The 23,831-nt window shown below is 76.2% G+C and carries 14 protein-coding genes; 1 reads left to right on the forward strand and 13 read right to left on the reverse strand.

What is annotated here, in order from left to right; all coding sequences use genetic code 11:
• Positions 1-21 precede the first annotated feature (21 nt).
• The 13 genes from J2S66_RS17330 to J2S66_RS17390 all read right to left on the reverse strand — a co-directional run bounded on the left by J2S66_RS17330 (position 22) and on the right by J2S66_RS17390 (position 22,159).
• Positions 22-1,035: a 3-deoxy-7-phosphoheptulonate synthase gene (locus tag J2S66_RS17330; protein WP_310308149.1), complete on the reverse strand. Its 1,014-nt coding sequence runs from the start codon at positions 1,033-1,035 to the stop codon at positions 22-24.
• Positions 1,028-2,434, reverse strand: a complete 1,407-nt coding sequence (locus J2S66_RS17335; RefSeq protein WP_310308151.1) for an MDR family MFS transporter — start codon at positions 2,432-2,434, stop codon at positions 1,028-1,030. The genes J2S66_RS17330 and J2S66_RS17335 overlap by 8 nt, the downstream gene beginning before the upstream one ends.
• Complete coding sequence (locus tag J2S66_RS17340) at positions 2,431-12,750, reverse strand: non-ribosomal peptide synthetase (protein ID WP_310308152.1); 10,320 nt, start codon at positions 12,748-12,750, stop codon at positions 2,431-2,433. Before J2S66_RS17340 ends, J2S66_RS17335 begins: the two co-directional genes overlap by 4 nt.
• A gap of 32 nt (positions 12,751-12,782) precedes the next feature.
• Positions 12,783-13,559: an ABC transporter ATP-binding protein gene (locus tag J2S66_RS17345; RefSeq protein WP_310308154.1), complete on the reverse strand. Its 777-nt coding sequence runs from the start codon at positions 13,557-13,559 to the stop codon at positions 12,783-12,785.
• Complete coding sequence (locus tag J2S66_RS17350) at positions 13,556-14,578, reverse strand: FecCD family ABC transporter permease (RefSeq protein WP_310308155.1); 1,023 nt, start codon at positions 14,576-14,578, stop codon at positions 13,556-13,558. Before J2S66_RS17350 ends, J2S66_RS17345 begins: the two co-directional genes overlap by 4 nt.
• On the reverse strand, positions 14,575-15,501 hold the full coding sequence (locus J2S66_RS17355; RefSeq protein WP_310314851.1) for a FecCD family ABC transporter permease: 927 nt from the start codon (positions 15,499-15,501) through the stop codon (positions 14,575-14,577). The genes J2S66_RS17350 and J2S66_RS17355 overlap by 4 nt, the downstream gene beginning before the upstream one ends.
• A 68-nt stretch (positions 15,502-15,569) precedes the next feature.
• The gene (locus J2S66_RS17360) at positions 15,570-16,577 is read right to left on the reverse strand and encodes an ABC transporter substrate-binding protein (RefSeq protein ID WP_310308156.1); all 1,008 of its coding nucleotides are present in this window, start codon (positions 16,575-16,577) and stop codon (positions 15,570-15,572) included.
• Between the two features lie 38 nt (positions 16,578-16,615).
• Complete coding sequence (locus J2S66_RS17365) at positions 16,616-17,482, reverse strand: siderophore-interacting protein (RefSeq protein ID WP_310308158.1); 867 nt, start codon at positions 17,480-17,482, stop codon at positions 16,616-16,618.
• A complete protein-coding gene (locus tag J2S66_RS17370; RefSeq protein WP_310308159.1) occupies positions 17,479-17,721 on the reverse strand; it encodes a phosphopantetheine-binding protein in 243 nt (80 codons plus the stop codon). Before J2S66_RS17370 ends, J2S66_RS17365 begins: the two co-directional genes overlap by 4 nt.
• Positions 17,718-18,398 carry an isochorismatase family protein gene (locus tag J2S66_RS17375; RefSeq protein ID WP_310314854.1) on the reverse strand — a complete coding sequence of 227 codons (681 nt, stop codon included), beginning with the start codon at positions 18,396-18,398 and terminating at the stop codon, positions 17,718-17,720. The genes J2S66_RS17370 and J2S66_RS17375 overlap by 4 nt, the downstream gene beginning before the upstream one ends.
• 5 nt (positions 18,399-18,403) lie before the next feature.
• A complete protein-coding gene (locus J2S66_RS17380; RefSeq protein ID WP_310308160.1) occupies positions 18,404-20,047 on the reverse strand; it encodes a (2,3-dihydroxybenzoyl)adenylate synthase in 1,644 nt (547 codons plus the stop codon).
• Positions 20,044-21,243, reverse strand: a complete 1,200-nt coding sequence (locus J2S66_RS17385) for an isochorismate synthase (RefSeq protein WP_310308162.1) — start codon at positions 21,241-21,243, stop codon at positions 20,044-20,046. Before J2S66_RS17385 ends, J2S66_RS17380 begins: the two co-directional genes overlap by 4 nt.
• A gap of 142 nt (positions 21,244-21,385) precedes the next feature.
• Positions 21,386-22,159 carry a 2,3-dihydro-2,3-dihydroxybenzoate dehydrogenase gene (locus J2S66_RS17390; protein ID WP_310308163.1) on the reverse strand — a complete coding sequence of 258 codons (774 nt, stop codon included), beginning with the start codon at positions 22,157-22,159 and terminating at the stop codon, positions 21,386-21,388.
• A gap of 528 nt (positions 22,160-22,687) precedes the next feature.
• Here J2S66_RS17390 and J2S66_RS17395 point away from each other — a divergent pair.
• Positions 22,688-23,830 carry an alanine racemase gene (locus J2S66_RS17395; protein WP_310308164.1) on the forward strand — a complete coding sequence of 381 codons (1,143 nt, stop codon included), beginning with the start codon at positions 22,688-22,690 and terminating at the stop codon, positions 23,828-23,830.
• The last annotated feature ends 1 nt before the right edge of the window (position 23,831 follow it).

Below are 23,831 nucleotides of genomic sequence, written 5' to 3' on the forward strand. Positions count from 1 at the left end.
CGGACTCCCGGCCCCGGCTCCCTACCGCCGTGCCCGCGTCCGCGCGGCGGCGGCCAGGGTGCGGAGCAGGGGCAGGGTGTTGTCCCAGCCCAGGCAGGCGTCCGTCACGCTCAGGTCCGGGCGCAGCCGGCCCGCCGCCAGGTCCTGCCTGCCGTCCGCCAGGTAGGACTCGACCATGACGCCGACCAGGGCGCGGTTGCCGTCCTCGACCTGCGCCGCCAGGTCGGCGACCACGCCCGGTTGCCTGCGGTGGTCCTTGCCGCTGTTGCCGTGCGAGGCGTCGACCACCACGCGGGGCGGGAGGCCGGCCCCGGCCAGGGCGGCGAGGGCGTCCGCCACGTGCGCGGCGCCGTAGTTGGGGGTCGGGCCGCCCCGCAGGACCAGGTGGGCGTCCGCGTTGCCGGTGCTGCGCAGGGTGGTGAGCCTGCCGTCGGCGGCCACCCCCGGGAAGGCGTGGGGCAGGCCGGCGGCGCGGATGGCGTCCACCGCCGTGTCCAGGCGGCCGGAGACGCAGTTCTTCATGCCGATCGGCATGGGCAGCCACGACGCCAGGTGCCGGTGCGGTTGGCTGGCCACGGTGCGCGCGCCGACCGCGCCCCACGTCACGACGTCGGCCACGTAGTGCGCCAGCATCGGGTCGACGAACTCGTAGGCCAGGGGCAGGCCGGTCGCCGCGGCCTCGACCAGGAACGACCGGCCCCGCCGGACGCCGGTCGCGATGTCGCCCTTGCCGTCGAGCGTCGGGTCGGGGAGCAGGCCGGTCCACCCCGCGACGGTGCGCGGCTTCTCCAGGTAGGCGCGCATGACCACGACGAGGTCGTCGGCGAACCGGTCGGCGGCGTCCTTGAGCAGGCCCGCGTAGTCCAGCGTCGCCGCCGGGTCGTGCACGGAGCAGGGGCCGACCACGACGAGCAGCCTGGAGTCGCGCCCGCCGAGGACGTCGGCGACGGTCCCCCGGTGCCGGGCCACCGCCTCCGCCACCGAGCGGTCCGCGCCCACCTCGGCCGGTGTGGGCAGGGTGTCCTGGTCAGGCATCTGCGTGGCCCTTCTCGTGAACGGGGCGGGGCAACCTGGTCGCCCCCAGTGCGGCCACCAGCGCGAAGCCGAGCACCCACCAGAAGGTGTCGGCGAACGCGGCGGGCGTGTCGGGTCCGCGGGCCGTCAACCTGGTGCTCAGCACGACCGCGAGGACGGCGGTGCCGACGGAGCCGCCGACCGTGTTGAGCAGGTTGAGCGCGCCGGCGGCCCTGGGCAGCTGCGCGGGTTCGATCCGGCTGTAGACGATGTTCATCACCGGTGCGCCGATCATGGCCGCGCCCGCGCCGCGCACGAGCAGCGACAGCGCGATGACGACGTCCGGCAGGTCCTGGTGGAGCTGCGTGAACGGGGCCGTGCCGACCGCCACCAGCGCGATGCCGGTCAGCACCAGGGTGCGCGGGGCGACGGTGTCCACCGCGCGGGTGACCAGGACCGACCCGATCGCCGCGCCCACCCCCTGCGGCGCGAGCAGCAGCCCGGTCTCCCAGGCCGAGAGCCCACCGCCGGTCTGGAGGAACAGCGGCAGCAGGAACATCGTGCCGAACACCGAGGCGCCGAGGACGACCAGCGCCAGCGCGGCCACGCCGAACGGGGGCCTGGCGAACAGGCGCGGGTCGATCAGCGGGGTGCCGCGGGTGCGCAGGCCGTGCACGACGAACCCGGCCAGCATCGCCAGGCCCGCGGCGATCGACGCGGCGGCCACCGCCGGCGGGACGGCCTGGTCCACGGCGGTGAGGCCGAAGACGAGCACGGCGAGCCCCGGCGACAGCAGCAGCGCGCCGCGCACGTCGAACGGCGTGCGCCCGCCGGCGGCCGGCACGGCGGGCACGGTGCGGCGGGCGAGCAGGATGGCCACCGCGCCGATCGGCAGGTTCACGTAGAACAGCCACGGCCAGTCCGCCACGGCCAGGATCGATCCGCCGGCCAGCGGGCCGAGCACCGGCGACAGCAGGGGCACCACCGAGACGACGCCCAGCACGCGGCCGATCCGCTCCCGCCCGGCGGCCCGCGCGAGCAGGGCCTGGCCGGTCGCCGGCAGCAGCCCGCCGGCCAGGCCCTGGAGCACCCGGAACGCCACCAGGGCCGGCAGCGACCAGGCCAGCGCGCACAGCACCGAGGCCAGCAGGAACACCGCCACGGCGGTGATCCACACGCGCCGGCCGCCGAACCGGTCCGCGAGCCAGCCCGACGCGGGCACGGCGGTGACCACCGCGAGCAGGTAGGCCGTGGTGACCCACTGGATGTCGGTGACCCGCGCGTCGAACCGGTCGGCCAGGGCGTCGATGCCGACGAGGACGATCGTGCTGTCCAGCGTCGCCATGAACGTGCCGAGCACCAGCGTGAACGCCGTGCGCCACAGCGCCGCGTCCACCTCCACCCCCGTCGCCCCGCTCACGGCCGCGCCCCGATCAGGGCGGTGACGTCGCCGTCCAGGTGCGCGGGCAGGTCCCGCAGCACGCGCAGCAGGTCGGCGGCCAGCGCCTCGACCTCGTCCCGCTCGAACACCCCGGCCTGGTGGCCGAGGACGCCCGTCCAGCCCTCGTCCCCCGGCACGACGGTCAGCGTCACCGGGTGGTGCGTCCGCTCGCGGAACCGGGTGCCGGTGACGGTGAGGCCGGGGGCCGGTTCGCGCAGCCGCGCCGGGTCCACCGGGTAGTTCTCGAACACCACGAGGCTGTCGAAGAGCCGGTCGCGGCCGGTCAGCCGCTCCAGCTCGGGCAGGCCGACGTGGTCGTGCTCCGCCATCGCCTGCCGGCGGGCCTGCGCGTCGACCAGCGACTCCGCCACCGTCCCGGTGAACCGGACGCGCACCGGCACCGTGCCGGCCAGCAGACCGATGATCTCCTCGACGCCGTCCACGTCGGCGGCCCGGTTGGCGACCATCGCGCCGAAGCACACGTCACGCCGTCCCGAGCGGGCCGCGAGCACCACCGCCCACGCGCCCTGGAGGACCGCGTTCGGCGTCAGGCCGCGCCGCGCCGCCTCCCGCGTCAGCGCCGCCACCAGCGGGGCGTCCACCCGGAACAGCACCGGCTCCGCCGCGCCGACGACGAGGTCCCGGCCCCGGGTCAGGTAGTCGCCCTCGGGCAGGTCCGCCAGTTCCGCGCCCCACGCCCGCAGGTGCCCCTCGCGGTCCGCGGTGGACAGGTGGCGCAGGTAGCGGCTGAACGGGACGGGTTCGGGCAGCGCGCGGCCGGCGTAGAGCGCGAACAGTTCGGTGAGGATGCGCGGCGCGGACCACCCGTCCGACAGCACGTGGTGGCTGGTCAGGGCGAGCACGTGCCGCCCGGGCGCGGACTGCAGCACGGTCAGCCGCAGCGGCGGCCCGACGGCCAGGTCGAACGGCTCCGCCAGGTCCTCGTCGAGCGCGCGTTCCGCGTCGTCCACGTCGCGGAGCCGGAACCCGGGGCGCGGGTCGCGCGGGATCACCTGCACGGCGGGCGACTCCGGGAACAGCGCGCCCAGGTTGGGGTGCCGCCGCAGCAGGGCCTCGCCCGCCGCGCGCAGGGCCTCGACGTCGAGCGGGCCGGACAGCGAGAACGCCGCCTGCACGGTGTACGGGTCGGTCGCGTGCGCCCGCGCGTGCCGCAGCATCACCTGCTGCAACGGGGTCGGCGGCAGCACGTCGGCCACCGGTCCCCTCGCCTCCAGGGCGTCGATCTGCCGCTGGTCGAGCCGGACCAGCGGCAGGTCGGAGGGGGTGAGCCCGGCCCCCGCCGACACGTCGGGGTCGTCCGCGAGGCGGGTCAGGGCGTCCACCAGGCGCCGCGCGAGGTCGCCGACCTCCGCGCCGTCGAACAGGGCGGCGGGCCACGTGAACCGGATGCCGAGCGCCTCGCCGTCACCGTCGTCGCGCGCCAGGGCGTTGATCATCAGCGCGTGCGGCAGCGGCAGGTCGTCACCGCCGCCCGAGCCGAGCGGGTCGGCGTCCGCCGGGGCCTGCCACGGGGTGTCCGCGCCGGTCCGGGTCGGGAAGCGGCCGAGGTAGTTCCAGCTGATCTCCGGCGCGCAGGGCGGCGCCTCGTCGCCGAGGATGCCGTAGCCGAGGCCGTCACCGGCGGCGTTCAACTGCTCCTTGACCGCCTTCAGCGCCCCGGCCGCGCCGGTGTCCGGCACCCGCACGCGCGCCGGGTGCACGGCGGTGAACCAGCCGACGGTCTGGGACAGCTCGACGGGCCCCGAGTGGTCGGGGGCGTGCGGCGGGCGGCCGTGGCCCTCCAGGGCCACCAGCAGGTCCGGCTCGGTGCCGCGCCACTCCCCCACGGCCCGGGCGAGGGCGGTGAGCAGGACGGTGTCCGGGGTGGTGCGGTACGCGGCGGGCAGGGTGGTGAGGACGGTCCGCGTCGTGGCGGGGTCGAGGTGGACGACGTGGTGGACGGCGGTGGCCGCGGTGTCCCGGACGGGGTCCGGCGTGACGCGGGCCGGTGGCGCGGCGGCCACGTGCCGCCAGTGCGGGAGTTCCGCGCGGCGGTGCGGCACGGCGTCGCGCAGCGCCTTCGCCCAGCCGAGGAACGACTGGCCGTGCCGGGCCGGCGGGCGGCCGGTGTCGTGGACGTGGGCGATGTCGTCGAGCAGCACGCGCCAGGACACGGCGTCCACGACGGCGTGGTGCGCGACCAGGGCGAGCCGACCGGGGCGCGTCGGCCCTGCGTCGACCCACACGGCGCGCAGCAGCGGTCCCGCGCGCAGGTCCATGCGGTCGCGGGCGTCGGCGACGTGCCGGTCGACGAGCGCGCGCGGGTCGTCGGCCCAGGGGACGCGGGTCAGCACGTCCGCGCCGGTCACCGCGCCGACGGCGGGGATGCGCAGGACGTCGCCGGCCAGGTGGGCGCGCAGCACGTCGTGCCTGGCGAGCACGGCGTCGAACACGGCGTGCCACGTCGCGAGGTCGCCGCCCGCGGGGACGACCACCTCGACCCACTGGCAGAACCCGTCGGCCGCCGGGCCGGAGCGCCGCAGCAGGTCCCGCATGACCGGGAGCAGCGGGGCGTCACCGGTCGCGGGGGCCTCCTCGGAACGCCCGACGGCGCCGCAGCGCGCGGCGATCCCGGCGACGGTGCGCCCCTCGAAGACGTCCCGCGCGGTCAGGGACAGCCCTTCGCGGCGCGCCCGGGAGACGACCCGCAGCGACACGATGCTGTCGCCGCCGACGTCGAGGAACGCGTCGTCCGGGCCGACCTCGTCGGTGCCCAGCACCTCGCGGAACACGGCAAGCAGCACGGCTTCCGCGCGCGTGGCCGGTTCCCGGGCCGGCGCGGTGGCGCCCGAGCCCGGCGCGGGCAGCGCGGCCCGGTCGAGCTTGCCGCTGGGGCCGAGCGGCAGCCGGTCGAGCAGCACGAACGCGCCCGGCACCATGTGGTCGGGCAGCTCGGCGGACAGGTGCCCGCGCAGCGCCTCGACGTCGGGGGCGGCGTCGTCGGCGGGGATCACGTAGCCGACGAGCCTGCGGTCGCCGGGCCGGTCCTCGCGGACGACCACGGCGCACGCCCGCACGTCGGGGTGCCGGGTCAGCACGGTCTCGACCTCGGACAGCTCGATGCGGAAGCCGCGCACCTTGACCTGGTGGTCGGCGCGGCCCAGGAACACCAACTGCCCGTCCGGTCGCCACCGCACCAGGTCGCCGGTGCGGTACATGCGCTCACCCGGCCGGGCGCCGAGGGAACCGGCGAACGGGTCCGCCACGAACCGCTCGGCGGTCAGGGCGGGCCGGTTGAGGTAGCCGCGCGCCAGCTTCGGCCCGGCCAGGTACAGCTCGCCGGTCACGCCGACGCCGACCGGCTGGAGGCCGCCGTCGAGCACGTAGGCGCGCACCTCGGGGTCCGGGCGGCCGATCGGCAGCGGTCCGTCGTCGTCGGGCTCGTACTTCCAGGTCACCGAGTTGATCGTGACCTCGGTGGGGCCGTAGGCGTTGAACAGCGCGCGCCGCCCGGTGCCCCAGCGGCGGGCCAGTTCGGGGTCGAGGCGCTCCGCGCCGACGACGAAGAACACGTCCGGGTCGACCTCGCGGTCGTCGGGCACGGCGGCCAGGAACGACGGCAGCAGGTTCACGCCGGTGCACCGGTGCTCGGCGATGTAGTCCATGAGCTCGTCACCGGGCACCCGCACCTCCTCCGGCGCGATGACCGACGTGCCGCCGGACAGCAGCGGCAGCATGAACTGCCAGAACGCCACGTCGAAGCTGGTCGAGGCGAAGTGCAGGTACCGCTCGCCGCGCCCGATGCCGACGACGTCCTCCTGGAGCGCGACCAGGCTGGGCACGCCGCGGTGCGGCACGGCGACGCCCTTGGGCCTGCCGGTCGTGCCGGAGGTGTAGATGACGTAGGCCAGCGAGTCCTCGGTGAGGTCGCGGCGCGCGTCGACGGGGTCGGCGTCCCAGCCGTCCGGACCGTCCAGGGTGGACGGGTCGGCGAGGTCCAGCACGGGCAGGGCGGACAGCACGACCGGTGTGCCGCCGGACGTCACGGCGGCGGCGGGCGCGGCGTCGCGGAGCATGTGCGCCAGCCGCTCCCCCGGGTAGTCCGGGTCCATGGGCACGTACACCGCGCCCGCCTTGAGGACGCCGAACAGCGCCACGACCATCTCCACGTCGCGGCCGAGCAGCACGGCGACGGTGTCCTGCGGGCGCACGCCGCGGGCCAGCAGGGCGTGCGCGAGCCGGTTGGCCCGCCGGTCCAGCTCCGCGTAGCCCAGCGACCGGTCGCGGCACACCACGGCCTCCGCGTCCGGCGTGCGGTCGACCCACGTGCCGAACTCCGCCAGGCAGCCGCCGCGCTCGCGGGCGGGTTCCGCGCCGAGGCCCAGGCGCAGCAGGCGGTCGCGCTCCCCGTCGTCCACGGCGCGCAGCCGCTCCACCGGCCGGTCCGGGTCGTCGACGACCTCGTGCAGCAGGGTGCGCAGCCGCCGGCCGCAGTCGCGGACGGTCTCCTCGTCGAAGGCGTGCGGCTGGTAGCCGAGGCCGATGACGATCTCGTCCTCCGGGATGACGATCACGGTCAGCGGGTAGTGCGTGGCGTCGGTGATGTCCACGCCCGCCAGCTCCAGGCCGGGCGCGAGCGGGGCGCGACGCCGGCTGGAGAGCGGGAAGTTCTCCATCACCAGCATCGTGTCGAACAGCTCGCCGACGCCGACGGCCCGCTGCACGTCCGACAGCCCGACGTGGTGGTGCTCGGCGAGCGCGACGCTCTCCTCGTGCACGCGGCCCAGCAGCGCCGCGGCGGTCTCGCCCGCCGAGTGCCGCACCCGCACCGGGATGGTGCCGCCGAGCTGGCCGATCATGGCCTCGACACCGTCGACCTCGGCGGGCCGACCGGACACGGGGCAGCCGAAGACGACGTCGCGCCGCCCGGTGAGCCTGCCCAGCAGCACGCCCCACGCGGTCTGGAACACGGTGGTCGGCGTGACGCCGCGATCGCGGGCGAACGCGCGCAGCCGGTCGCTGAACTCCACGCCCAGGCCGATCGTCACCCGCTCCGGGCGGTCCACTGCGGACGCCGCGCCGGCGGGGGCGAGCCGGGTGCCCTCGTCGACGCCGGCCAGCGCCTCGCGCCACGCGTCCAGCGCGGCGTCGTGGTCGCGCCCGGCCAGCCAGCGGTGGTACTCGGCGGGCGACGGCGCGACGGGCGCGGCCGGGCCGCCGCCGAGCTCGGCGTAGATCGCCGGCAGCGTGCGGCCGACCAGCGGCATGGACCAGCCGTCGAGCAGGGCGTGGTGGTTGGTGATGGCCAGCCGGTGCTCGTCCGGGCCCAGCGTGCACAGCAGGAAGCGGATCAGCGGCGGCGCGGTCGGGGTGAAGGGGCGCTCCAGCTCGGCGCGGCAGTGCTCGGCGAGCAGGGCGTCGCGCCCGGCGTGGTCCGCGTGGTCCGACAGGTCCACGTGCCGCCAGTCCAGGGTGACGTCGGCGGGCACGACCTGGACGACGTCGCCGGCGGCCGTGGTGTGCAGGTGCACGCGCAGCGCGGGGTGGCGGCGCAGCAGCTCCGCGGCCGCCGCCCGCATCCGGTCGGCGTCCAGTTCGCCGCGCAGCAGCGTCATCGCCTGCACGACGTACACGTCGGCGTCGTCGTCGCCGCGCACCAGGCTGTGGAAGGACAGCCCGACCTGCAACGGGGTGGCGGGCAGCACGTCGGCGACCCGGCCGCCGGCCTCGATGGCGTCGACGGCGGCCTGGTCGAGGGAGACCAGCGGCAGGTCGGACGGGGTGAGGCCGCCGCCGTCGGGTCCGATGCGGTCGGCGTGCGCGGCCAGCGCGGCCAGCGCGGTCGCCCACGCCTCCTGGAGGCCGGCGACGGCGGCGGGCGGCAGCACCAGCCCGGCCGCGGTCCACTCGACCGCGATGCGCGGCCCCCCGTCCCCGTGCCCCCCGTCCTCGTGCACGAAGCAGTTGAGCGCCAGCACCTGTTCGAGGGCCTTGCCCGCGGGCTCGACCACGGCGAACGGGTCGTGCTCGGGCAGCCGCCACCCGGTGCCGGGCAGCGCGGCGAACCGGCCCAGGTAGTTCAGCAGCAGGTCGGGCGGCCCGGCGGCGGCGAACTCGTCGTGCGTCACCGGGTCCAGGTGCCGCAGCACGCCGTGGCCGATGCCGCCGTCGGGCGCGGCGCGCCGGGCCTCCTTGGCCGCCTTCAGCAGCCGCCCGGCCGCGTCGCCGCCCGCCAGCGCGTCGGCCAGGTCCGCCTCGGCCCGCACGGCGTCGGCCGGCACCCGCACCGGGTGCTCGGAGGTGAACCAGCCGACCGTGCGGGACAGGTCCGTGCCGGGCGCCAGTTCCTCCCGGCCGTGCCCCTCCACGGTCACCGCCACCGCGTCGCGGGCCTCGCCCCGCCACACCCGCACGGCCAGCACCAGGGCGGCCAGCAGCACCTCGTCCACGCCCGCGCGGTAGGCGGCGGGCAGGGCGTCCAGCAGCGCGGCGGTCACCTCGGGGGACGCGGTGGTGGTGGTCCGGTCCGCGGTGGCCACCACGTCCACGGTCTGGTCCAGGGCGCGGGAGCCCAGGCGCGCGTGGTCGACCGCGCCGCGCCAGTGCGCCAGCTCGCCGCGCCGCGCGCCGGTCTTCCCCTGCTCCGCGAGCAGCACCGCGTGCCTGCGCCACGACGTGCCGACGGGCGGGAGCGCGCCGCCGGTGGACGCCGTGCGCAGGTCGGGCAGCAGCACGCGCCAGGACACGCCGTCCACGACGAGGTGGTGCACCACCACGACGACCCGGTCCGGCACATCGGACGGGGTGCGCACCAGGGCCACCTTCACCAGGTCGCCCGACCTCGGGTCCAGGGACGCGGCCAGTCGCCCGGCCAGCGGGACGACCTCGTCCTCCCCCGCGACGACCTCCTCCGCGGACGCCGGCACGGCACCGCGCGGGCGCACGACCAGGCCGTCGTCGGTCACCAGCAGGCGCAGGGCGTCGTGCGCGTCCAGCACCGCGGCCACGCCCGCCGCCAGGTCGTCCAGGGCGAGGGGTTCGTCGACCCGCACCGCGGTCCACTGCGCGTACCCGGCCACGGCGGCCGGGTCGGGGTTCGCGTCGAGCAGGGCGCGCACGATCGGCGGCGCGGGCACGGGGCCCGTCGGGTCGTCGGCCACCGGGGCGGGTCCGCCGCCGACGTCGCGGCCCGCCGCCGCGAGGTCGGCGAGGGAGCGGCGGGCCAGCAGGTCCCGCGGCCGCAGCTCCAGGCCGTGCGCGCGCAACCGGCTGCTGACGCTGATCGCGGTGATGCTGTCGCCGCCCAGGGCGAAGAAGTCGTCGTCCACGCCGACGTGCTCGGCGCCCATCACCTCGGCGACGGTCGCGCACAGCAGCCGTTCGCGCCCGGTGGTGGGGGCGCGGCCGCCGCCGGTGGCGCGGGGCGCGGGCAGCGCGGCGCGGTTCAGCTTGCCGTTGACCGTGACCGGCAGCTCGTCCAGCACCACGACCGCGGCGGGCACGAGGTGGTCGGGTACCCGGTCGGCGAGGTGGTGCCGCACGGACTCGGGCGTGACGGCCGCGCCGGCCGCGGGCACGACGTAGCCGACCAGCCGGGCCGGCCCGGAGTCGGTGCGGACCGCGGCGGCCGCCGCGCTCACACCGGGCACCGCGCCCAACGCGGCCTCGACCTCGCCGACCTCCACCCGGTGACCGCGGATCTTGACCTGGCCGTCGTGCCGGCCCAGGTACTCCAGCCCCCGACCCGGCACCCAGCGGGCCTGGTCGCCGGTGCGGTACATCCGGTCCCCGGGCCCGCCGAACGGGTCGGCGACGAACCGCTCGGCGGTGAGCCCGGGCCGCCCCAGGTAGCCGCGGGCCAGGTGCGGCCCGGCCAGGTACAGCTCGCCGCGCTCACCGTGCGGCACGGGGTGCAGGGCGTTGTCCAGCAGGTAGGCGCGGGTGCCGGGGAGCGGGACGCCGATGGTCGGCACGTCGCCGTCGAGGCGGGCACTGGTGCTGTCCACCGCGGCCTCGGTGGGGCCGTACATGTTGCGCGCGGGGACACCGGACGCGACGACGCGCTTCCACAGCCCCGGCGGGGTGGCCTCGCCGCCCAGCACGAGCAGCGCGGGCCGGTGGTCCCCGTGCAGCAGGCCTCCGTCGACCAGTGGCGCGGCCATCGACGGGGTGGTGTCCACGACATCGATCCGGTCGCGCCGGTAGGCGGCCAGCAGCGCGTCCGCGTCCCGGGCCAGGTCGGCGTCGTAGAGGTGCAGCTCGTGCCCGCACAGCAGCCACGACAGCTGGTCCAGCGCCGAGTCGAAGGCGAACGAGTAGGTGTGCGCGACGCGCAGCCGCCTGCCCGCGGCGCGCTCCGCCTCGGCGACGGTGGTGGACCGGTGGTGGTGCAGCAGCCCCAGCAGCCCGCCGAGCCTGCCGAGCACGCCCTTGGGACGGCCCGTCGACCCGGAGGTGTGGATGACGTACGCCAGGCGCTCCGGGTCGCGGTCCACGGTGGACGTGTCGTCGACGGTCGGCCCGGCGCTGTCCGGGGAGAGCCGCGCGACGCCGTCCGGGACGACGTCGGCCGTCCCGGGGGCGCACAGCACGAGCACCGCGCCGGTGTCGGTGATCAGCTCGCGGAGCCGCTCGGCCGGGTGCTCGACGTCGAGCGGCTGGAAGGCCGCGCCGGCGTCCAGCACCGCGAGCAGGGACACCACGAGGTCCGCCGAACGCGGCAGGGCGAGCGCCACCACGTCGTCCGGCCCGACCCCCGCGGCGCGCAACGCGCCCGACAGGCGGCGCACCCGTGCCACGAGCTCGTGCCCGGTGAGCCGTTCGTCGCCGTGCACCAGCGCGGTCGCCCCCGAGGCGAGGTCGTCCAGCAGGGCGGGCACGTCGCGCGGGACGCCCGGCAGCGCGGGCGTCGCCCAGTCCGCCAGCAGCGCGGCCCGCTCCTCCGCGCCCACCAGCGCGACCGCGCCGATCGAGGGCGCGTCGGCACGGGCGAGCAGGGTGCGGAAGGCGGTGAGCTTGCGCTCCACGGCCGCCTGGTCGTGCGTGCGGGCGTCGACCTCGAAGCCCAGCAGCAGGCCGCCGTCCCGGGTCGGCAGCACGCTGAGCCCCATGTCCTCCGGCGGGCCGCCCGCGACGTTGCGCATGACGCCGGTGGCGCCCGCGAAGTCCAGCGCCAGGTCGAACGCCTTGAGGTTGACGCCCCGGCCGTGCAGCAGCGCGCCCGCGCCGGGCGCCGCCAGGTCGCGCGGCAGGTCCTCGCCCCGGTAGCGCTGGTGGGCGCGCATCTCGCGCATCACGCCCGCGACCCGCCTGCCCAGCACGCCCAGGTCGTCGTCGCCGCGCACCTCGACCCGCAGCGGCAGCACGTTGACCGCCATCGCGGGGGTGCGCAGCCCGACGCCGGAGCGGCACATCAGCGGCAGGGCGAACACGACGTCCGTGCGGCCCAGCACCCGGTGCAGGAACGCGGCGTAGCAGGCGATCAGCGCCTCGCCCCAGGTGATGCCCGCGCCCTCGGCGAACTCCCGCAGCCGGGTCACCTCGTCGGCGGGCACCACCGCGCGTGCGGTGACCGTGCGGTCGGGCGGACCGGACGCCGCGGCGTCGGCCGGGTCGAACTCGGGCAGCGGCGTGAGCCGGTCGAGCCAGTAGGCCCGGTCGCGCTCGAACTGCTCGCCCTCCCGGTAGGCGCGGTCGGCGGCGACGAGGTCGGCGAACCGGCCGAACGTCGACTTCGGCGCGGGCGCCCCGGCGACCAGCGCCGTGTGGTGCGCGGCGGTGCGGCGGGCGAGCATGGCCGCGGTGTAGCCGTCGAACACGAGGTGGTGGCCCAGCTGGGTGTACCAGACCTCGTGGTCGGACAACCGGATCACGGTGCAGGAGAACAACTCCCGGTCCACCATGCCCCGGCACGCCTCGGCGACGCGGGCCCGTTCGGCCTCGACGAACGCCTGGGCCGCGGCCCTCGGGTCGGCCTCACCGCCCAGGTCGACGACCTCCGGGAGCGCGACGGGCTCGTCGGACACGACCTGGCGCGGCCCCGACGGCGTGTCGAACACGCGCAGCCGCAGGCTCTCCGCCTCCTCGAACGCGGCCCGCACGGCGCGCGCGACCAGTCCCGCGTCGACCGGGTGCTCCCCCGAGACCTCGACGACGTCGCCGACGACGTAGTAGGGCGAGTCCGGTTCCAGCCGCTGCGCGTTCCAGATGCCCAGTTGGGCGCCGGTCAGGTCGAGGACCCCGTCGGCCGGTGTCACGTCCGCGGTCGTCGGGCGCTGGGCGTGGGCAGTGCTCAACTCGTGCTCCTGGGATCGTGGGTGTGCCGCGCTCAGAGCGACGGCACGACCATGGGCGTGCCGGTCGCCGGGTCGGGCACGACGATGCTGGGCAGGTCGAAGACCTCCTTGACCAGCGCGGCGTCGACGATGTCGGCGGCGGCGCCCTGGGCGACGACGCGGCCTTCCTTCATGGCGACCAGGTGGTCGGCGTACCGGCACGCCTGGTTGATGTCGTGCAGCACCGCGATGACGGTGCGGCCCTCGTCGCGCAGGCGGGCCAGCAGGGCCAGCAGCTGGTACTGGTGGGCGATGTCGAGGAACGAGGTGGGTTCGTCGAGCAGCAGGTACGGCGTCCGCTGGGCCAGCACGACGGCCACCCACACGCGTTGCCGCTGCCCGCCGGACAGCTCCTGCACGGGCCGGTCGGCGAGCCCCGTGACGCCCGCGGCGTCCATCGCCCCGACGACGGCGGCCTCGTCCTGCTCCGACCAGGTGGACAGCAGCGACTGGTGCGGGAAGCGGCCCCGCGCGACCAGCTGCCGCACCCGGATGTCGTCGGGTGCGATCGGGTCCTGCGGCAGGAAGCCGAGTTCCCGGGCCAGCGCCTTGCCCGGGTACGAGCCGACCTCGCGCCCGTCGAACAGCACGTGCCCGTCTGACGGGCGCAGCAGCCGCACGAAGGCTCGCAGCAGGGTGGACTTGCCGCAGGCGTTGGGGCCGACGATGGCGGTGAAGGCGCCGTCGGGGACGTCCAGCTCCAGTCGCGTGGACACCACGCGGTCGCCGTAGCGCAGCGTCAGGTCCCTGGCGGTCAGGCGCGTGGTCACGCTCGCCGCACCTCCTTGGTGAGCAGCCAGATCAGGTAGCAGCCGCCGATGGCCGTGCTGACCACGCCGACGGGCAGGGCGACGGGCGCCAGCAGCATCTGCGCGACCAGGTCGGCGCCCTGGAGCAGCACCGCGCCGGTCAGGGCGGCGGGCAGCAGCGGCACGCCGGGGGCGCGGGCCAGCCGCCTGCCGATCTGCGGCGCGGCCAGCGCGATGAAGGCGATGGGGCCGGCGACGGCGGTGACGGTGGCCGTGCAGCCGACGCCGATGAGCACGAGGTGCAGGCGCAGCCGGTCCACGCGGACGCCGGTGGTGACGGCGAGGGCCGTGCCCAGCGCGTCCTGGTGCAGCGCCGGGGACCGGAGGACCAGCAGGACCAGCAGCACGCCGATGACGGCGAACGGGATGCGCACGTCCTCCCAGTCGACGCCGTTGAGGGAGCCGGCGCTCCACCCCACGGCGGCGATGGCGACCTCCAGCTCCGCCCGCAGCACGATCCACGAGTTCATCGCGGTCAGCACCGCGTTGACCGCGATGCCGATGACGACCAGCCGCAGCCCGGAGAGCCCTCCGCCGGACGAGAGCAGGTAGACGGCCGCGGCGGCGAGCACACCGCCCGCCAGCGAGCCGGCGGTCAGCTGCGCGGACGTGCCGGACAGCACGGTGATCGCGACCAGCGCGCCGGTGTAGGCGCCCGCGTCGAGGCCGATGACGTCGGGGCTGCCCATGGGGTTGCGGGTGACGTTCTGGAAGATCGCCCCGGCCACGCCGAGCGCCGCGCCGAACACCAGGCAGGAGAGCACGCGCGGCAGCCGCCACTCGCGGATCACCACGCCCGACCCGCCGCCCGACCCGGTGAGCGCGGCGAACACCTTCGCCGGGTCCGCCCACGTCGCGCCGTAGGACAGGCCGAGGAAGCCGAGGACGAGGACGACCAGGGCCATCGCCGCGACCAGGACCAGCGTCCGCCGCTCGACCCGGAGCGAGACCGGGCCGCGGCGCAGCACGACCGCGCTCACAGCGCCCCCGCCCCGTACCGCCGGACCGCCCAGATCAGCACCGGGCCGCCGAGGAACGCGGTCACGATCGCGACCGGCACCTCGCCGGTCGGCAGCAGGACGCGCGAGCCGATGTCGGACAGCAGCAGCAGGACCGGGCCGAGCACGGCGGCGTAGCCCACGAGCCAGGGCACCGAGCTGCCCGCCATCCGCCGCGCCAGGTGCGGCACGATCAGGCCGACGAACAGGATGGGCCCGGCCACCGCGGTCGCCGCGCCGGCCAGCACGGTGGTCAGCACCAGCGTGGCGACCCGGACGCGGGCGACGTTCGCGCCCAGCACGTGCGCCACGGTGTCGCCGAGCGCGACCGCGTTGAGCTGCCTGCTCAGCAGCAGCGCCCCCACCACCGCGGCGGCGATCACCAGCAGCGGCAGCGTCGTCGGGGACTGCTCGCGACCGGCCAGCGACCCGACGGACCAGAAGCGGTAGCGGTCGAACACGTCCGGCAGCACCAGCCGCAGCCCCAGGGACACGCCCGCCAGCACGGAGCTGAGGGCGACGCCGGTGAGCACGAGCCGCAGCGGCGACCGGCGGCCCACCGAGTACACGAGCACGGCGGCGATCACCGCGCCGACGACGGCGAGGGCCAGTTCCCCCGCCGCCGAGGCGGCGACGCCCAGCGCCGAGCCGACGGTGATCGCGAACCCGGCGCCCGCGGTGACGCCGAGGACGCCGGGCTCCGCCAGCGGGTTCCTCGACAGCACCTGGATCAGCACGCCCGCCACGGCGAGCGCGGCGCCCGCGCCGACCGCCAGGACGGCGCGGGGCACCCGGATCTCCCGGACCACGATGTGGTCGCTCGACCCGTCGTAGTCCACCAGTGCCCGCACGACCTCGGCCGGGGCGACGGCGTGGGCGCCGATCCCGACGCTGATCACCGCCATCCCGACCAGCAGGGCCAGTGCGGCCACCAGCAGCACGACCCGCGCACCCGGCAGCCGGCGCGTGGCGGTCACTTGGTCAGCAGCGGCGCGAACGCCTCGTCGACCGCGTCCAGCGTCTTCATCGCGGAGCGGTAGGTGGCCGCCTCGGTGTAGCGGAACGGGAAGGTCTTGCCGGCCTTGACGGCGGGCAGTTCCTTCCACAGCGGCGAGTCCATGACGTACTGGACCGAGGCCGGGACCTTGCCGTCCGCGGCCACCGAGTAGGTGATGGCGTCGGCGTCGGCGAACGCCGCGGTCAGCTCCTCGATGGACGGGTACTCGCTGACGGCCGCGGACCCGTTGCCCTTGACCTTCACCTCGCCGTAGTAGGTCGCGCCGATGTCCTGGGCGATGTTGGTGCCCCAGGAGCCGTTGAACTCGCGCTGGAAGTTGCCCTTGGCGACCTCGCCGTAGGCGCCGACGTGGCCGAGCTTGAGCGTCGGCAGCACGGAGGCGTACTTCTCCTTGAGCCCCTTGGCCTTCTCGTCGTACTCGGCCTTCACGGCGTCGAACGCGGACAGCGCGCCCGCCGCGTCGGCCTGCTTGCGGGACAGGTCGCGCCACGCCGAGGGCAGCGAGGGGCCGATGGCCACGACCGGCGCGATGGCCTCCAGGCGCTTGAGGTCGACGTCGGCCAGCACCGGCTTGGGCACGCCGATGACGATCAGGTCCGGCTCGGCCTGCGCGATGGCCTCGTAGTTGGTCTCGGCCGCCGACTCGCCCGCGACCTTGGTCAGCTCCCGGTACTTCTTCAGGTCCTCCTCGGTCATCAGCGGCTCGCCCCGCTTCCACGAGGAGATCCCGACGAGGGGCGCGTCCGCCTCCAGCAGGGCGGGCACGGCGTACCCGGTGGCCACCACCCGCTTGGGCTGGACCGGGATCGTGATGTCGCCGTTGTCGGCGGTGAAGACCCTGGTCGTGGGTTCGGCGGCACCCGTCTCGCCGGTGGCGGTGTTCTCGGCCGAGCCGCAGCCGACGGCGGCGACGAGGGTGAGCGCCAGCGCGGCGGCGAGGCGGGGGGTTCTGGCGATGGACATCGGGTTTTTTCCTCGGGGGATTCGGTATTGCGGGGGGGTCAGTGGTCGTGGTCGTCGTCGAAGTCGGCGACGCCGCGCTTCCAGTAGCCGGTGATGTCGTGGTCGGCCTTGGCCAGGCCGAGCTCGTCGCGGACCCAGCGGCGCAGCGGTTTGATCGAGCCCGCCTCGCCCGCGACCCAGGCGTAGAGGCGTTCGCCCCCGGGCACCCGGATCGCGCGCACGGCGTCCGCCAGCAGGGTCGTCGTGCCGGCCGGGGCGTCGCCGCGGTGCAGCCAGCGCACCTCGACGTCCTCGGGCGCGGACAGCGCGATCTCCTCGTCGGCGTTCGCGACCTCGACGAACGCCCAGCCCGCGGCGGTGCGGGGCAGCTCCTCCAGCCACCGGGCGATGGCGGGCAGGGCGGTGAGGTCGCCGGCGAGCAGGTAGCGGTCGTAGTCGTGCGGCACGATCAGGCCGCCGGGCGGGCCGGCGACGTGCACGACCGCGCCGGGTTCGACCGAGCGCGCCCAGTCCGAGCCGAGGCCGCCGTCGTGCAGCGCCACGTCGAGGTCCAGCTCGCCGGTCGCCGGGTCGTAGCGGCGCACGGTGTACTCGCGCGACGTCGGCGAGGGGCGGGGCCAGCGCAGCATGTTCCCGTTCGGCTCGGGCAGCCGCAGCGTGCCGTCCTCCTCGGGGAAGAGCAGCTTCACGTGCTCGTCGGGCGAGTGCGCCTCGAAGCCCTCGGTGCCGGGCCCGCCCAGCGTCACGCGCAGCAGGCCGGCGCCGACCATCGCGGTGCGCACGACCTCGGCCGCGCGGACGCGGATGGGGTAGCCGACCTTCTCCGCGCCGCGTCCCTCGCCACCGCCGGCGCGCACCTCGGCGATGCGCTCCAGGTGCCGGTCGCGGTGGTCGACGCGGCTCACGCGGACGCCCCGGCGACCAGCTCGGTCCAGCGCGCCAGCCGGGGGTCCTCGGCGAGGTCGGCGAACTCCAGGCCGGTGGCGCCGGCGGCGCGCCAGCGCTCGACGAGGCTCATGATCCGCATCGAGTCCAGCCCGAGGTCGAGCAGGTCGGCGTCCGCGCCCACCTCGGCGGGCTCGACGCCGAGCAGGTCGGCGACGTCGGCGCGGACGCGGTCGGCGGTCAGGGTTCCGGTGGTCATCGCGGTGCTCCAGCGGGGATCTGTTCCGTGGTGGTGGCGGTCAGCGCGGCCAGCGCGTCGGCGGTGGTGGTGACGACCCCGCAGCGCTGGGCGACGTACTCGCACGCCTGGTCGTGCCTCTCCCGGGAGAAGTCGGCGACGGCGTCGTTGACGAGGAACGGCCGGACGTCGCGCATGAACGCCTCCACGGCCGTGGCCTGGCAGCCGATGTGCGCGTACACGCCGGTGATCAGCAGCTGGTCGCGGCCGGCGTCGGCGAGCTGGTCGGCGAACGCGCTGCGCTGGAACGCGCTGTAGCGCCACTTGGTCAGCACGGTGTCGCCCGGCGCGGGCGCCAGCTCGGGGATGATGTCGGCGGCGCGCGGGTCGTCGTCGATGACCCCGCCGATGCCCGCTCCCCAGAACTCGGTGAGCAGGCCGCGGTCGGCGGCGTCCTGCCGGCCGGGCTGCGCGGTGTAGAACACCGGCACGCCCCGCTCGCGCGCCACCGCGACCAGCGCGGCGATGTTCGCCGTCATCTCCGGGACCGGCGCCCCCGCGTACGGCGCCAGGAAGTAGCGCTGCACGTCGTGCACCAGCAGCGCCGCGCGGGACGCGTCGGGCCGCCAGGACACCCGGCCGATCGGTACCTCGTCCGCCGTGGGCAGCGGGTAGGGCTGGATCTTCGGCAGGGACACGGGGGTCACCCCTTCTTCTCGGCCAGGGCGGCCAGTGCCGCCCGCAGCTCGCGCTTGCTGGTCTTGCCGACCCCGGTCACCGGGAACTCCCCGACGACCTGGACCAGGTCGGGCACCTTGAACGCCGCGACGCCGCGTTCGCGCACGAACCGGCGCAGTTCGGCCCCGGTCGGGGCGGCGCCGGCGGCGGGCACGACGTAGGCGCACGTCCGCTCGCCCAGGTAGGCGTCGGGCACCGCGACCACGGCGGCGTCGAGCACGTCGGGGTGGGCCATCAGGTGGTTCTCCACCTCTTCGGCGGCCACCTTCTCCCCGCCCCGGTTGATCTGCTCCTTGGCCCGGCCGACGACCTCCAGGTGCCCGGTCGGGGTACGCCGCACCAGGTCCCCGGTCCGGTAGAAGCCGTCCGGGGTGAACGCGGCCGCGTTGTGCGCCGCGGCCCGGAAGTAGCCGCGGATCGTGTACGGGCCGCGGGTGAGCAGCGCACCGGTCGCACCGTCGGGCACGACGGCGTCCGAGGGCGCGGCGGGGTCGTCCGGGTCGACGACGCGGATCTCGTCGTCGAGCGAGATCGGACGGCCCTGCGTGCCCAGCACGACCTCGTCCGGGTCGTCGAGCCGGGTGTAGCAGACCAGGCCCTCGGCCATGCCGAACACCTGCTGCAACCGGCAGCCCAGGGCGGGGCCGATCCGCTCGGCGAGTTCGCGCCCGCACTTGGCGCCGCCGACCAGCAGGACCTCCAGCGAGGACAGGTCGTGCCCGGTGCGCGCGGCGGCCTGCACCCAGGCGGCGGCGAGCGGCGGCACCACCCCGCTGATCGTGACGCGCTCGGCCTCGATCAGCCGGAACGCGGTGTCCGCGTCGGGGCGCGGCGCCAGCACGGTCGCCGCGCCCGCGTGCAGCGCGCCGAGGACGCCCGGCGAGCTGAGCGGGTAGTTGTGCGCGACCGGCAGCGCGGCCAGGTAGACGCTGTCCGGGCGCAGCGCGCAGATGCGGGCGCTCTCCCGGACGCTGTAGAGGTAGTCGTCGTGGGTCCGCGGGATCAGCTTCGGCAACCCGGTGCTGCCGCCGGAGAGCTGGAGGAACGCCACGCCGGACGGGTCGGGGTCCGGGAGGTCGCGCGGCTCGGCGGCGGCGAGGCCGGCGAACTCCGCCGAGCCGACCACGAGCACGTCGCGCACCGACGGCACGTCGGCCGCCACCTGGCGCGCGGTGCCCGCGTGGTCGTGCCGCTCGTGCCGGTCCACGGTGACGATCGCGACGGCCTCGGCCTGTTCGGCGAAGTGCCGCAGCTCGCTGTGCCGGTGGGCGGGCAGCGCGAACACCGGCCAGGCGCCGACGCGCCACAGCCCGAAGACGACCGGCAGGAACTCGGGCACGTTCGGCAGCTGCACCACGACCCGGTCGCCGGGCCGGACGCCGGAGCCGACCAGCCCGGCGGCGATCCGGTGCGCCCGCTCGTCGAGTTCGGCGAACGTCCAGCGCGACGTCACGCCGTCCCGCTCCCCCACCACGGCGGTCCGCCCGGAGTGGGCGGCGGCCAGCGCGGTGAGCCACGCGCCGAACGTCTGCCCGCGCCAGTGCCCGGACGCCCGGTAGCGGGCCGCGACGTCGGCGGGCCAGGCGACGTGGTCCACGCCCGCGCTCACGCCGCGCCCTCCAGGCCCAGCGCGCGCAGCAGCGTGCGGAACTTGGCGCTGGTCTCGGCCAGTTCGGCGGCCGGGTCGGAGCCCGCGACGACGCCGGCGCCGGCGAACAGCCGCACGGTCCGGTCGCACACCTCCGCGCTGCGGATGGTGACGACCCACTCGCCGTCGCCCTCCAGGCCGGTCCAGCCGACCAGGCCCGAGTAGTAGCCGCGGTCCTCCGGCTCCAGCCCGGCGATCGCGTCGCGGGCGCGTCCGACCGGCACGCCGCACACGGCGGGGGTCGGGTGCAACGCCTCGGCCAGCGCGAGGGACGAGGAGCCGGGGTCGGTCGGGTCGGCGAGCCGCCCGGTGATCCGGGTGGACAGGTGCCACATCGTGGGCGTGCCGATCACCACCGGTTCGGCGGGCACGTCGAGGTCGGCGCAGAACCCGCCCAGCACCTCGGCGACCTGCGCGGCGACGTGCGCGTGCTCGTGCCGGTCCTTCTCGGAGGCCAGCAGTTCGGCGACGCGCCTCCGGTTCTCCGCCTCGTCGGCGACGCGCGGGCGCGACCCGGCCAGCGGGTTGGACGTGACCACCGCGCCGCGGCGCGACAGCAGCAGCTCCGGGCTCGCGCCGACCAGGGTGCGCGGCGCGGGGTCGCCCGGCGCGCTGACGTCGGCGGCGAAGGCGTGCGCGGCCGGGTCGGCGCGCACCAGCCGGGCCAGCAGCGACGGCACGGACACCGGGTCGCCGGCGACGAGTTCGAGGCAGCGGGCCAGCACGACCTTGGCCAGCTCGCCGCCGCCGATCAGCTCCAGCGCCTCGCGCACGCCGTCGGCGTAGGCCTCCGGCTCGGGCCGGGGCGTGATGGCCCACCTGGTGGAGCCGAACGGCGTGGCCGGCACGTCGACGGCCGTGTTGGCGCCCGCCCGGCGCACCAGGGCGGGCACGACCAGGCTGGCCTCGGCCTCGGGTCGGAACCCGATCGCACCGACCACCAGCGGTTCGTCGACCCCGCCCACCGCCGCCGCGTCGAGCACCTCGGCCGCCGCGCGCGCCCGCGCGCCGTGCCCGGCCCGGACGGTCGTGTGCACGCCGTCGGCGAGCAGCGACCCGCGTGCCGAGGCGAAGTAGAACGACCCCGGCAGGTAGGCGGCCAGCAGGTCGGCTGCCCGGTGCACGGGCCGGGGGCGGACCAGAGCGGGTGGGGGCACGTCGTGTTTCCCTTTCGGTGACAGCGCGACAGCGCTGACCGGTCAGTGTCGGCCGAGCACGGCGGAAGGTCGCGGTCCCGGCGACCCGGGAGCGCAACTTTGGTTAGCCTAACCTAAGTTTCGCCATGACGAAAGGTCCTCGTCACGCGCGCAGCGTCGCCCCGCCGTCCACGAACAGGTTCTGCATCGTGATGTGGCGGGCCCGGTCGGAGGCGAGGAAGAGGACCGCGTCGGCGATGTCCGCCGGGTCCGCGATGCGCCCCAGCGGGATGCCGACCCGGAACTGGTCCGGGGACCCCGAGACCACCGCCTCCGCGCCGTTCCCGTCCGTCCACAGCAGACGTTGCATGTCGGTGTCCGTCGAACCCGGCGACACCACGTTGCACCGGATGCCCGACCCGGCCAACTCCAGGCCGAGGCAGCGGGTCAGCATCGTGGCCGCCGCCTTGGACGCGGCGTAGGCGCCCATGCCGGTGCGGGGCACGCCGGAGGCGTTCGACCCGACGGTCACCAGCACCCCGGCGCCGCGCGGCACCATCCTGCGCGCCACCGCCCGCAGCACGTGGAACACGCCGGTCGCGTTGACGGCGAACGTGGCCGCCCAGTCCTCGTCGGTGGTGTCGCACACCGCGGCGGGCCGCAGCACGCCCGCCACGGACACCCCAATGCCGATCGGGCCGAGGGTCCGCTCCACGTCGTCCACGACGCGCGCGACCGCCGCCGGGTCGCCGACGTCGGCGGTGAAGGGCGTGACCCGCTCGGCCGAGCGGAGGTGGACGTCGGGGTCGACGTCCACCGCGGCGACCGTCGCGCCGGCGCGGACCAGGCCGTCCACCACCGCCGCCCCGATGCCGCGGGCCGCGCCGGTCACCAGCGCGACCCTGCCCTCGATGCCCGCACCCCAGCGCTCAGACACAACACCCTCCACGACGAGAACTTCGCTTAGGCTTGCCTAAGCTTGCCGCCGTGTCCAGCCCCCCGAACGGCCCATCGGCGTGATCTGGATCTCCAGCCGCCCTTCCAGTCCACTGTGGACGAGCGCGGCCGCGCCCCGCCCGCCGCCTGTCGCCGTGCTGTCGCCTGCCGGACCATCCATCCGGAGAGCGGATGTATGGTCCGAGTCAACCGCCGGGAGGGTGAGGTGTCCGTGCCGAACGGATCAGGGGCCGCCGGGAACGTGACCGGCCGGCGGGTCGACGCGACCGCGCCGAGGAGTCGGCGCGCGGCAAGCCGGTCGACCGCCTGGACCGCGCCGAGCGGCTCGTCCTGCTGCGCGCGTGCTCGACGACCGGGGCGCCTTCGCCGTGCGCGGCGCGTTCACCCGCGTCACGGCGCGGCTGGGCGTGTCCCGCTCCGGGCTGTACTCCGACCTCGCCGACAGCCGCAGGACCGACAGCCGCGGCACCGACAGCCGCGAGGACACACGTCGACGAGAGGGGCGAGCATGGGGCACGAGGCGCTGGACCGGGTGGCGACACCGTTCCTGGCACTGGACCGGTCGGTGGTGGAGGCCAACGCCGCCCGCCTCCGCGCGCACCTGGACGGCCTGGGCGCGGTGCTGCGCCCGCACGTCAAGACGGCGAAGTCCGTCGAGGTGGCGCGACTGCTGTTCGACGGCGGGGTCGGCCCGATCACCGTCTCCACGCTCGCCGAGGCCGAGGCGTTCGCGGACGCCGGGTTCACCGATGTCGTCTACGCGGTCGGCATCGCGCCGGACAAGCTCGACCGGGTGATCGCCCTGCGCCGGCGCGGCGTGGACCTCGTCGTGCTGCTGGACAGCGCGGCCCAGGCCGTCGAGGTGGCCCGCGCGTCGCGGGAGCGCGGCGTGCCGGTCCCGGCGCTGGTCGAGGTGGACTGCGACGGCCACCGCGGCGGCGTGCTCCCCGGCGACCCGGCCGTGCTCGCCATCGCCGAGGCCCTCGTGTCGGGCGGCGCGGAACTGCGCGGCGTGCTGACCCACGCGGGCGAGTCGTACTTCGCGTACACACCGGAGGCGCTGACCGCCGCCGCGGAGGCCGAGCGCCTCGCCGCGGTGCGCGTCGCGGAGGACCTGCGCGCGGCGGGCCACGAGGTGCCCGTGGTGAGCGTCGGGTCCACCCCGACCGCCCACGCCGTCACCGACCTGACCGGCGCCACCGAGGTCCGGGCGGGCAACTACGTGTTCTTCGACCTGGTGATGGCCGGCATCGGCGTGTGCCGGGTGGACGACCTGGCCCTGTCGGTGGTGACCACCGTCATCGGGCACCGCCCGGACAAGGGCTGGATCATGACCGACGGCGGGTGGATGGCGACCTCGCGCGACCGGGGCACCGCCCGCCAGCCCGTGGACCAGGGCTACGGCCTCGTCGCCGACCTGGACGGCACGCCGTACCCGGACCTGCTGATGACCGACGCCAGCCAGGAGCACGGCACGCTGTCCGTGCGGCCGGGCAGCGCCGCCGCGCTGCCGGACCTGCCCGTGGGGACACGGGTGCGCGTCCTGCCGAACCACGCGTGCGCGACCGCCGCGCAGCACGACCGCTACCACGTGACCTCCCCCGGTTCCCGGGCCGTCGAGGCCGTGTGGCCGCGCGTGCGGGGCTGGTGAG

This window comes from Saccharothrix longispora, assembly GCF_031455225.1.
GTDB classification, from domain to species: domain Bacteria; phylum Actinomycetota; class Actinomycetes; order Mycobacteriales; family Pseudonocardiaceae; genus Actinosynnema; species Actinosynnema longispora.